The organism is Corallococcus carmarthensis (assembly GCF_003611695.1).
In the GTDB taxonomy this organism is placed as follows: Bacteria; Myxococcota; Myxococcia; order Myxococcales; family Myxococcaceae; genus Corallococcus; species Corallococcus carmarthensis.
The window spans coordinates 17,373-27,841 of record NZ_RAWE01000128.1 but is presented as its reverse complement, the minus strand read 5'-3'; the positions used below and the strand labels follow the sequence as shown (position 1 = coordinate 27,841).

Genomic DNA, 10,469 nt, shown 5'->3' with positions numbered 1-10,469 from the left:
TCCTGGTGCCGCGCTACGGGCAGGACATGGTGGACACCACCATCCCGCTGGAGGCGAACCTCACGAACGCCATCTCCTACAACAAGGGTTGCTACATCGGGCAGGAGGTCATCGCCCGGGCCACCTTCCGCGGCCACATGAACCGCAAGCTGGCGGGGCTCTTGCTGGGTGAGAAGGACGTGGCGCCCGGCACGGAGCTGCGCCGCGGGGAGAAGAAGGTGGGCTGGGTCACGAGCGTGGTGACGTCCCCGGTGAAGGGCCAGCGGGTGGCGCTGGGCTACGTGCACCGCGACTCGCTGGAGCCAGGCACGGAGCTGACGCTGGGCGGGGAAGGCGCGGGCACCGTCACGGTGGCCGCCCTGCCCTTCACCGCTGCTTGAGCGGTGTCGATGCGGTCAGCGGCGCTCCGGAGGCGATTTCCCCCGCAGCTCACATAACGCCGCGCGCGGCCCCTGGGTGATCATCATGATCCCGATCCCCAGGGCCGCCATCACCAGCGGGAAGAGGATGGCGCCCAGCACGACGCCTCCTAGCAGGCCTGCCACCGCCCACAGGATTCCCGACCCGAAGCCCCAGATCGCACCCGCCAGGCCTCCCAGGGCGGCGCCCAACATCATGACGGGTTCGAGGAGGGTCATGGCGAATTGGCGTCGCAGTACACGTACTTCGTTCCCGTGGAGCAGCCCTCGACGGCGCACTGCGGATCCTTCTTCGCCTCCTGGTCCTTCTGGATGAGGGCCTGGAGGTCATCCCTGTTCGCGCAGGACAGACACCGCACCTCCGGCTCCACGCCGCCGCAGCAGCCGCAACCACAGGCGACGTAGGTGGCAGTGCAGTCCAGGGACGCCTTCGTTGGCGCCTTATCCCCGGCGGCCTGGCAGCCCCACCCCGCCGCCCCCACCAGCAACAGCGGCATGAGCATTCGCATGGGGAAAAGATAGGCCATTCCCCTGACGAAGAAACCCCACCGCCCGCTTCCCGGAAGGAAGCGAGGGTGGGGCTTTCATTCCGCGAACGCGCGGGGGGGAAGGCCTAGACGCGCCCTTCCGCCTTCTGCGCGCGCTCGATGCTTTCGAACAGGGCGCGGAAGTTGCCGCCGCCGAAGCCCTGGTCGCCCTTGCGCTGGATGATTTCGTAGAAGAACGGGCCCGCGTCCGCCTGCTTGTAGAGGCTCGCCGCGTCCTTCATGAAGATCTGGAGCATGTAGCTGCGCTCCTTGTCACCGTCGATGAGCACCTCCAGGTCGCGCAGGACGTTGATGTCCTCGTCGATCTTCTTGATGCCCATGTGTTGGATGCGCTCCGGCAGCGCGTCGTAGTACGAGCCCGGCGTGGGCATGAACTGGATGCCCGCGTTCTGCCGCATGTCCTTCACGGACGTCAGGATGTCCTTCACCGTGATGGCCAGGTGCTGCACGCCGTCACCGCGGTGGTCCTCGTTGAAGATGTTGATCTGGCTGGCCTTGAAGAACGGGAACTTGGGCTCGTTGTTCGCGAACTTCACGCCGCTCTTCGGATCCCACATCACTTCCGACTTCAGGCCGCTGCCGTGGTCGCGCTTCTGCTGCGACGCCACGTCCTCGGTGTGGAACTCGATGTGCCAGAACTTCTCGAAGCCCATCACGTGCTCCATCCACAGGAGCATGGGCTTCATCGTCTGGAAGTTCGACGTGACGTGGTCCAGCTTGTCGAAGCCGTACTTGTTCTTGCCGCCCTTGGGCTGCGCGTGCACCTGGAAGCCCGGGTAGATGGACTTGTAGTTGTTCCGCTGCAGGAAGCGGAACGTGGTGTCACCGAACGGCGTGGTGATGGAGAAGAACGCCAGCTTGCCGCCCGCGTCGTCCGTGAAGCGCTGGATGTCCGTGATGAACGTGGCGCCGCGCTGCTCCAGCAGCTTGAACGTCTTCTCCACGTCCTCCACTTCGAAGTTCAGCGTGCCCACGCCGTCCGGGTGCTTGCGCAGGTAGCGCCACGCCCTGCCCCCCTCTCCGACGGGCTGGCTCACCACCAGGGCAATCTCACCCGCCTGGAACAGCGCGGACTTCTGCTTGCCGTGCGCGTCCAGCTCCGGCCCGGACACCGCCACCTCCGCGAAGTCCAACCCCTTCGTGTAGAACTGGCGGCTGCGCTCCAGGTCGTGCACGTACCAGTGGATGCTCTCCAGGGCCTTGATGCCCAGCGATTCCTGCTTGGCCATGTCGCTGACTCCTCGTGATGAAGAAAGTGGTTCGTGACTACGCCGGCTGCGCGTCGGGCTGCCGGTCCGGCTGCGCCGCCTGGAAGGCGGGGAGTTCGTTGCACGCCGCCTCGATGCGCAGCAGCGTGGGATAGGGCTTCAGGTCTACACCGAACCGGCGGGCCCCGTAGAGCTGGGGAACGAGCAGGACGTCCGCGAACGACACTGCGTCTCCCACACAATAACGCCCCGCCGTCGCCTGTACCGCCGCCTCCAGCGCCGTCAGCCCGTGCGCGTTCCAGTGCGCCGCCCAGGCCTTCTCGTCCGCCTTCAGCTCGTTCTTGATGCGCAGCGTTACCGACGTGTTCTGCAGGGGCTGCATGCCGGCGTTCACCATCTCCGCCAGCATGCGCACCTTCGCGCGCAGGTAAGCATCGGTGGGCAGGAGGGCGGGCGAGGGCACGCGCTCCTCCAGGTACTCCAGGATGGCCATGGACTCGGACAGCTTGCGTGCCTGCCCGTCCGCTTCCGTCCACTCCAGCGTGGGCACGCGGGCCATGGGGTTCAACGCGCGGTAGTCCGGCGTGAACTGCTGGCCGCCGTCCTTGAGCAGGTGCACCGCGAGGTACTCGAAGGGAAGGCCCTTCCAGTGGAGCGCGATGCGCGCGCGCCAGGACGCGGACGAGCGCCAGTAGCCGTGCAGCTTGAGGTTCTTCATGGCGCCTTCACCACCGTCTGGGCGATGCGGCCGAAGAGGCTGTGCCCCTCCCCATCCAGCATCTCGATTTCGATGGTGTCGCCGGGCTTCATGAAGGGCGTCTTCGCCTGCCCCTCGTCGATGGTTTCAATCATCCGGCGCTCGGCGAGGCAGGAGATGCCGCGCGTGCGGTCCGCGTTGGACACCGTGCCGCTGCCCAGGATGGTGCCCGCGGTGAAGGCGCGCGTGCGCGTCAGGTGCTGGATGAGGTCCCGGAAGGAGAAGTGCATCTCCGGGCCCGCGTCCGCGTCCCCCACGAGCTGGCCGTTGAGCGTGCTGCGCATGCGCAGGTGCACCCGGCCGTCGTGCCATGCCGCGCCCAGCTCGTCCGGCGTCAGCGCGAAGGGGCCGAACGCGGTGGCGGGCTTGCTCTGGAAGAAGCCGAAGCCCTTGGCCAGCTCCTCCGGGATGAGGTTCCGCAGCGACACGTCGTTGGCGATCATCACCAGCTTGATGTGCTTGTCCGCGTCCTCGGCCTTCGTGCCCATGGGCGTGTCGCCCAGCACGACGACGACCTCGCTCTCGAAATCCAGGCCCCACGCCTCGTCGCGCAGGGGGATGTCCTGCGTGGGCGCGAGGAAGTCACCGGAGCCGCCCTGGTACACCAGCGGATCCGTGCGCAGCGTGGCGGGCGGTTCGGCGTTGCGCGCCTTGCGCACCAGCACCACGTGGTTGATGTACGCGCTGCCGTCCACCCATTCGTAGGCGCGCGGCAGGGGCGCGTGCAGTGCCTTCACGTCCAGCGGGCGGCTCTGCACCGCGCCCGCTTCCAGTTGCTGCGCCAGCGCGCGCAGCTGCGGCTCCTTCGCGTCCCAGTCATCCAGGGCCGCTTGCAGCGTGAGGGCCACGTTGGTGGCCAGCGCGTAGGCGGAGTTGTCCCGCTTGACGACGATGAGCCGCCCGTCGCGGGTTCCGTCCTTGAGCGTCGCGAGCTTCAATTCCGCGCTCCCTCGGCGGCCTGTGGGGGGAAGGAAGGGGGAGGCCGCCTGACCCGACGGGCTTTTCCGCCGGGGCCCCAGGGGAGTCAAGCACGCCCGTTGAACGCGGCGCGCCATAGCCGTTCCCCCCAGCAACGCGGCTGCCTGCTCGCATTCGCGTGGCTGTCGGCTGAAGGACGAAGCGCGCACTTCCCCACGTCGGGGCCTCGTGGAAACCCACGAGTCCGCCAGGCAGGCCGCCTGCCCCACGAACGGACAGGGGGCACCGGGGGACGGGGGCGGGAAGCAGGAACGTGCCGACTGTTCAAATCCCGAGCAGCGCGCGCATGGCGTGGGCCGCTCCCCCCTGGCAGGGATCCGGGCGGCAACCCAGCTTGTGGAAGAGGGACGTCCGGCCGACCGCGCCGCCGGGGCGACGGGGTCGAGGGGCTCGCGAGGGTACTGAATGGCGCAAGGCTTCCAACAGGCCGGCGACACCCCTGGGGAGCCACACCCGGGCCAGCGGCTGGGCAACCGTTACGAGTTGCGCCAGCGGGTGAAGGCCGGCCGGGGCATCTCCACCTGGCAGGGGTTGGACCTCCTCACGCACGAGCGCGTGCTCGTGAAGGTCACCCCCCTGTCCGCCTTCGTCCCCACGGCCCGCCACCGGCTGGAGCACGAGGCGGAGGTGCTGTCGCGGCTGCACAGCCCCGCATTGGTGCCCGTGCGCGACCTGGGCACCTTCGACGACCTGCTCTACCTCGTCACGCCCTGGGTGGACGGCGAGACGCTGGAGGCGCGCCTGCAGCGGGGCCCCCTGTCCCTGCCGGAAGCCATCGTCCTGGGGCAGCGCCTGCTGAAGGCGCTCGCGGAGGCGCACCGCGAGGGCGTCCTGCACCGCGACGTGAAGCCCTCCAACATCCTGGTGCGCGACCACCCGCTGTCCGGCGCGTGGCTCACCGACTTCGGCCTGTCGCGCAGCGAGCGGTTGGACCCGTCCCTGCGCGACCTGCCCGTGGGCACCGCGCGCTACCTGTCGCCAGAGCAGGCGGGGCTCATCAACCGGCCGGTGGAGGCGCCGTCGGACCTGTACGCGGTGGGCCTGGTGCTCTTCGAGGCGCTGTCGGGCCGCCCCGCGCTGGAGGGCGCGACCGTGGGCGAGGTGCTGCGCCTGCACCTCACCGCGCACCCGCGCTTGAGGCTGGTGGGCGTGGAGGTGCCGCTGGCGATGGAGGAGCTCATCTCCCGCCTGAGCCAGACGGATCCGCGCGACCGCTACCAGTCCGCGGACGCCGCGCTCGCGGACTTGAACGCGCTGGAGGCCGCGCTGTCCCGGGGTGAAGCGGAGCCCGCGCTCGTCACCGGCGCGCACGACCACCGCCAGAGCCTCACCGAGCCGTCCTTCGTGGGACGCCGCGAGGAGCTGCTGACGCTGGAGCGCGAGCTCGAGCACGCGCAAGCGGACGGTTCGCGCGCCGTGGTGGTGGAGGGAGAATCTGGCGGCGGCAAGAGCCGGCTGTTGGAGGAGTTCTCCGCGCGGGCCGCGGGCCAGCGCGCGTGGGTGCTGCATGGCCAGGCGCAGGACCAGGCCGCGCAGCGTCCCTTCCAGCTCTTCGCGGGCGTGGCGGAGGGCATCGCCGCCGCGGTGCGCGACCAGCCCGCGCTGGGCGCGTTGCTGCGGGAGCGGCTCGCGGGCCAGGAGGCCGGCCTGTGCACGGTGCTGCCCACGCTCACGGAGGTGTTCTTCCCGGACGCGCAGGCGCCGCAGTCCCAGGGCCTGGGGCCGGAGTCCCTCAGCGAGAGCCGCAGCGTCTGGAGCCTCACCTCGCTGCTGGGCGCGCTGGGCACGCCGGACGCGCCCGCGGTGGTGGTGCTGGAGGATTGCCAGTGGGCGGACACGCTCACGCTGCGCGCGCTGGAGGCGTGGTGCCAGGGCCGCCGCGCGGGGGACGGGCGGCTCCTGCTCATCGTGTCCTTCCGCAGCGAGGACATCCACGCGGGCCACGTGCTGCGGCGGCTGACGCCGGGCGCGCACCTCAAGCTGTCCGCCTTTGGCGCGGCGGAGGTGGCGCTGCTGGCGGAGTCCATGGCGGGCGTGCTGCCGCCGGAGGCCGTGGAGCTGGTGACGCGGCTGGCGGAGGGCAATCCGTTCATGGCCTCCGCGGTGCTGCACGGGCTGGTGGAGGACGGCGTCCTCATGCCCGGTCCGGATGGGTGGCTGGTGCAGCCGGAGGCGATGGCGCACGCGCGCTCGTCGCGGCAGGCGGCCACCTTCCTGGTGCGGCGCCTGCGCCTGTTGCCGCCGGAGTCCCTGCACGTGCTCAGCGTGGGCGCCGTGCTGGGCAAGTCCTTCGACGCGAGGGCGGTGGCGGCCCTGTCCGGCACGCCGCTGGAGGCCGTCACCACCGCGCTGGAGCCGCCGCGCCGCAGGCACATGCTGTGGACCGAAGGCACGCGCTCCACCTTCGTGCACGACAAGCTGCGCGAGGTGCTGCTGGACCTGCTCTCCCCGGAGGAGCGCCGCGAGCTGCACCGGCTGGCCGCGCGCGCCGCCCAGCAGTCCGTGCCCAACGACCCGTTCGAACTGGCCTACCACTTCGACGCGGCGGGTGAGAGCGCGCAGGCCCTGCCCTACGCGCTGGTGGCCGCGGAGCAGGCGCGCCAGCGCTTCTCATTGGACACCGCGGAGGTGAACTACCGCATCGCCGAACGCGGCGCGGGGGCCGCGGACGCGCACACCCGCTATCGCATCGCGTCCGGGCTGGGCACCGCGCTGATGATGCGCGGCCGCTACGACGAGGCACAGCGGCAGCTGGAAGCCGCGCAGGCGCTGGCGCGCGACCGGCTGGAGCAGGGCCGCACGCTGGGGAACCTGGGGGAGCTCGCCTTCAAGCGCGGCCAGACGGTGCAGGCCAACGCCTACCTGGAACAGGGCCTGAAGCTCCTGGGCCGCTGGGTGCCGCCCGGCACGCTGTCCACCGGCGCGAGCGCCGCGTGGGAGATCCTCACGCAGGCCGCGCACACCGTGGCCCCGCGCATGTGGCTGGGCCGCAAGTCCCTGGCCCAGGGCGAGGAGGACCTGCTCGCGGTCAACCTCTACAGCCGGCTCGCGTACGGCTACTGGTACCAGCGGGGCCGCGCCGCGGTGCTGTGGGCGCACCTGCGCGACATGAACCTGGCGGAGCGCTACCCGCCCACGCCTGAGCTGGCGCAGGCGTACTCCGCGCACTCGCCCGCGCTCACCACCCTGCCCTGGTTCCAGCGCGCGTATGCCTACGCGGAGAAGTCGCTGGCCCTGCGCCAGCAGCTGGGCGACGTGTGGGGCCAGGGCCAGTCGTTGCACTTCTACGGCCTGGCCCTCTACGCCTCGTCGCGCTTCAAGGACTGCATCGAGAAGTGCCGCGAAGCGGTGCGCCTGCTGGAGCGCACCGGAGACCCGTGGGAGGTGAACAACGCCACCTTCCAGATCGCCATGTCGCTCTACCGCCTGGGCCGCCTGAAGGAGGCCGCGGCGGTGAGCCAGAAGCTGCACGCGGCGGCGCTCGCGCTGGGGGACCGGTATTCGCTGCGGCTGGGCCTGGAGGCGTGGGCCAAGTCCACCGGGGGCCGCATCCCCGCGGCGCTGCTGGAGACGGAGCTGGCGGCGCCCACCGCCACGGATCCGCAGTCCTTCGCGGGCGTGCTCCAGGCGGAAGGCCTGCGCCTGTTGCGTGAGAACGAACCCGCGCGCGCCGCGGAGGTGCTGGAGCGCGCCGAGCGCGTGGTGGAGGAAGCGCACCTGCGCCAGGAGTACGTGGCCCCCATCACCCCGTGGCTCGCCACCGCGCGCCGGCGCCTGGCGCAGCAGGCCAGCCCCCTGAACCCCAAGCAGCGCGACCGGCTCCTGAAGGAGGCCGAAGGCGTCGCGAAGCGCGCCCACGACGTCGCGCGCACCTACCGCAACAACCTGCCCCACGCGCTGCGCGAGCGCGGCCTGATGTGCGCGCTGCGCGGCCGTCCCGCCCGGGCGCGCAAGCACCTGGACGAAGCCCTGCGCGTGGCCGAACAACTGGAGATGCGCCAGGAGCGCGCGCTGACGCTCCAGGCCCGCGGCGAGGTGGGACGGGTGCAGGGCTGGCCCGGCGCCGCGCGCGACCTGGAGACGGCCGCGCGCGAATTGGAGGCCATGGAGGACGGCCTGCACCGGGAGGCGGAGCACGGCACGGGCGTGGAGACGCTGTCGCTGGTGGACCGCTTCCCGCGCGTGCTGGAGGTGGGGCGCAGGCTCGCCTCCGCCCTGTCGCGCGAGGCCGTCTTCGAAACGGCCCGCCAGTCCATGCAGGACCTGCTGCGCGCGGAGCGCTGCGCCGTCGTGGATCCGCGCGCGGTGGTGCCGGAGGAGGACGCGAAGAACCAGGGCCTCAGCCGCACCGCGCTCGCTCGTGCGCTGGAGACTGGCCGCATCACCGTGCTGGGCCAGGGGCTGCCCGGCGGCATCAGTGAGAGCATGGAGCTGCTCGGCGTGCGCTCGCTCCTGTGCGCGCCGCTCCAGGTGCGCGGCACGACGGTGGCGTGCGTGGTGGCCAGCCACCGCAAGGTGGGCGCGCTGTTCGGCGAGGACGAGGAGCGCCTGGCGTCCTTCGTGGCGGTGCTCGCGAGCGCGGCGCTGGAGAACGCGGAGAACTTCGAGCGCGTCGCCGCCCTCTCCGAGGAGCAGGGTCGCCTCTATCGAGAAGAGCAGGAGGCCGTGCGCCGCCGCGACGACTTCCTGTCCATCGCCGCGCACGAGCTGAAGACGCCGCTGACGTCGCTGCAGCTGCACATCCAGGGGCTCCAGGCCAAGGCGAAGGGCGCCCCCATGGCGCCGGAGAAGCTGACCGCGAAGCTGGAGTCCGCCTACTCGCAGACGCAGCGGCTGGGGAAGCTGGTCAACGACCTGTTGGACATCTCCCGCATCGCGCAGGGCCAGCTGCACATCAAGCGCGAGGACGTGGACCTGGTATCGCTGGTGCGCGGCCAGTTGGAGCGCAGCCGCGAGGCCCTGGTCCGCGCGGAGTGCGAGGTGCGCTTCCACGCCAGCGAGCCACGGCTCGTGGGCCACTGGGACGCGCTCCGGCTGGAGCAGGTGGTGGGCAACCTGCTGACCAACGCGATGAAGTACGGCGCCGGCAAGCCCGTGGAGGTGACGCTGGACGGGGACGCCACGCGCGTGCGGCTGGAGGTGCGCGACCACGGCATCGGCATCGCGGAGGAGGACCGGGCCCGCATCTTCGAGCGCTTCGAGCGCGCCGTCTCCGTGCGCCACTACGGCGGCTTCGGGCTGGGGCTGTGGATCGTCCGCGAAATCGTCCAGGCGCTGGGCGGCAACATCGACGTCGCCAGCGCCCCGGAGCAGGGCTCCACCTTCACGGTGACCCTGCCCCGGTCCGGCTCGCCGATGCACTGAAGCGGCGCTAGCGGCGCGTCACTTCCAGGTAGATGACGTTGTCCTGCGAGTCGCGGAACAGCCGCACGTTCTCCACCTGCTCCAGCGGCGTCTCCGACAGGAGGCCGCGCATGCCGTCCTCGTCCCGGTAGGTGAGCCACCAGTCCATGAAGGCCTCCATGTAGCCCGTCTCCGGCGGGTGCACCGCGAAGTTGGCCACCAGCAGGCGGCCCCCCGGGCGCAGCATCTGGAACAGGAGCGCGGTCAGGCGGGCGGCCACGGAGTCCGACAGGTAGTCGTACAGCCCGGCGGAGTACGCGAAGTCCAGGTCCGTGAACGTCGCCTTGCCCGCGAGCAGCGAGCGGACCGAGCCACACACCGGCCGCACGATGCCGTCCGGGTGCAGGCGGGAAATCTCCGCCAGGCTCACCGGGTCCTGGTCGAACGCGATGAGCTCCTGGAGCCGGCGCTCCGCCACCGCGCGTGACGACTCCGCCTCCCGCAGGTGCCCGCACGCCACCGACAGCACGCGCCCGTCGGGCCGTCGCCCGGCCGTCTCGTCCATCATCCGCGCGAGCAGCGTCCGGCGCTCGCGCACGCTGCACGCGGAGGGCTGCCCGTGCATGTAGCGGTAGATTTCGCGGCCCGCGTGCAGCTCGTCCGCCGCGTGGTCCATGTAGAGGTAGTCGATGAGGGCCGCGTCCCCCGCGTAGCCGCGCGGCCGTTCGAAGGCGTGCCGGGTGAAGGGGCACTGGTGCAGGAAGGGGCGCATCGGGTGCTTGCGCGCCAGCTCCTGGCAGAAGCGCTTCCACACCTCCGGGCTCCACTGCCGCCGCCGCTCGATGAGGCCCCCGTGCAGGGCCGTCATGCCGTCATGTAGCGTTTCGTCCGGACCCTGCATCATCCGGGCGTGCAGCGCGTCCAACCACTCCCGCGCCTCCGTGAATGCTTCCTCTGCTTGTGGCGCTTCCTCCCCAGAGGCGTTCACCAGGACAAGGTGGTTGGTTTCAGGCGCGACCGGGAGAGCCGCGCCGTGGACCGACAAGATGGGCTGGCGCATAGGCATCATCCTGACAACCTGGGAGAGGAGGGCATCCACTTCCCGCGCCTCCGCCTTTCGCCAGGCCCGACTCCAGCCAGCCGGCCGTCCCCCCGCGCACCGCCCGGCCCAGACCCCGCGCACGTGGCGTGACGCACCGGGTCCGGTGGGACTGGA

The 10,469-nt window shown here is 71.0% G+C and carries 8 protein-coding genes; 2 read left to right on the top strand and 6 right to left on the bottom strand.

Annotated elements, in window-relative coordinates:
• Positions 1-380, top strand: a 380-nt coding sequence (ygfZ, locus tag D7X32_RS28175) for a CAF17-like 4Fe-4S cluster assembly/insertion protein YgfZ (RefSeq protein ID WP_279635624.1), incomplete at its 5' end; no start/stop codon positions are given.
• Positions 381-395: 15 nt separating this feature from the next.
• On the opposite strand, the gene D7X32_RS28170 is transcribed toward ygfZ, so the two are convergent.
• The 5 genes from D7X32_RS28170 to D7X32_RS28150 all read right to left on the bottom strand — a co-directional run bounded on the left by D7X32_RS28170 (position 396) and on the right by D7X32_RS28150 (position 3,870).
• A complete protein-coding gene (locus tag D7X32_RS28170) occupies positions 396-638 on the bottom strand; it encodes a hypothetical protein (protein ID WP_120605658.1) in 243 nt (80 codons plus the stop codon).
• Positions 635-928 (bottom strand): hypothetical protein, encoded by a 294-nt coding sequence (locus tag D7X32_RS28165; protein WP_147450300.1) that lies wholly within the window; start codon positions 926-928, stop codon positions 635-637. Before D7X32_RS28165 ends, D7X32_RS28170 begins: the two co-directional genes overlap by 4 nt.
• Positions 929-1,032: 104 nt before the next feature.
• Entirely contained in the window at positions 1,033-2,196 is a 1,164-nt protein-coding gene (gene hppD / locus D7X32_RS28160) for a 4-hydroxyphenylpyruvate dioxygenase (RefSeq protein ID WP_120605656.1), read from the bottom strand.
• 37 nt (positions 2,197-2,233) lie between these two features.
• Positions 2,234-2,893, bottom strand: coding sequence for a maleylacetoacetate isomerase (gene maiA / locus D7X32_RS28155; RefSeq protein ID WP_120605655.1), 660 nt, complete (start codon positions 2,891-2,893; stop codon positions 2,234-2,236).
• Positions 2,890-3,870: a fumarylacetoacetate hydrolase family protein gene (locus D7X32_RS28150; protein WP_120605654.1), complete on the bottom strand. Its 981-nt coding sequence runs from the start codon at positions 3,868-3,870 to the stop codon at positions 2,890-2,892. Before D7X32_RS28150 ends, maiA begins: the two co-directional genes overlap by 4 nt.
• 445 nt (positions 3,871-4,315) lie before the next feature.
• Between D7X32_RS28150 and D7X32_RS28145 the strand changes: the two genes are divergently transcribed.
• On the top strand, positions 4,316-9,274 hold the full coding sequence (locus tag D7X32_RS28145; RefSeq protein WP_120605653.1) for a GAF domain-containing sensor histidine kinase: 4,959 nt from the start codon (positions 4,316-4,318) through the stop codon (positions 9,272-9,274).
• Between the two features lie 7 nt (positions 9,275-9,281).
• On the opposite strand, the gene D7X32_RS28140 is transcribed toward D7X32_RS28145, so the two are convergent.
• Positions 9,282-10,313, bottom strand: a complete 1,032-nt coding sequence (locus D7X32_RS28140; protein ID WP_120605652.1) for a class I SAM-dependent methyltransferase — start codon at positions 10,311-10,313, stop codon at positions 9,282-9,284.
• Positions 10,314-10,469 lie beyond the last annotated feature (156 nt).

Bases quoted from the DNA above. Each gene is read 5' to 3' on its own strand.
- maiA (WP_120605655.1), bottom strand. From the start codon at position 2,893: ATGAAGAACCTCAAGCTGCACGGCTACTGGCGCTCGTCCGCGTCCTGG.
- hppD (WP_120605656.1), bottom strand. From the start codon at position 2,196: ATGGCCAAGCAGGAATCGCTGGGCATCAAGGCCCTGGAGAGCATCCAC.
- D7X32_RS28170 (WP_120605658.1), bottom strand. From the start codon at position 638: ATGACCCTCCTCGAACCCGTCATGATGTTGGGCGCCGCCCTGGGAGGC.
- D7X32_RS28165 (WP_147450300.1), bottom strand. From the start codon at position 928: ATGCGAATGCTCATGCCGCTGTTGCTGGTGGGGGCGGCGGGGTGGGGC.
- D7X32_RS28140 (WP_120605652.1), bottom strand. From the start codon at position 10,313: ATGCGCCAGCCCATCTTGTCGGTCCACGGCGCGGCTCTCCCGGTCGCG.
- D7X32_RS28145 (WP_120605653.1), top strand. From the start codon at position 4,316: ATGGCGCAAGGCTTCCAACAGGCCGGCGACACCCCTGGGGAGCCACAC.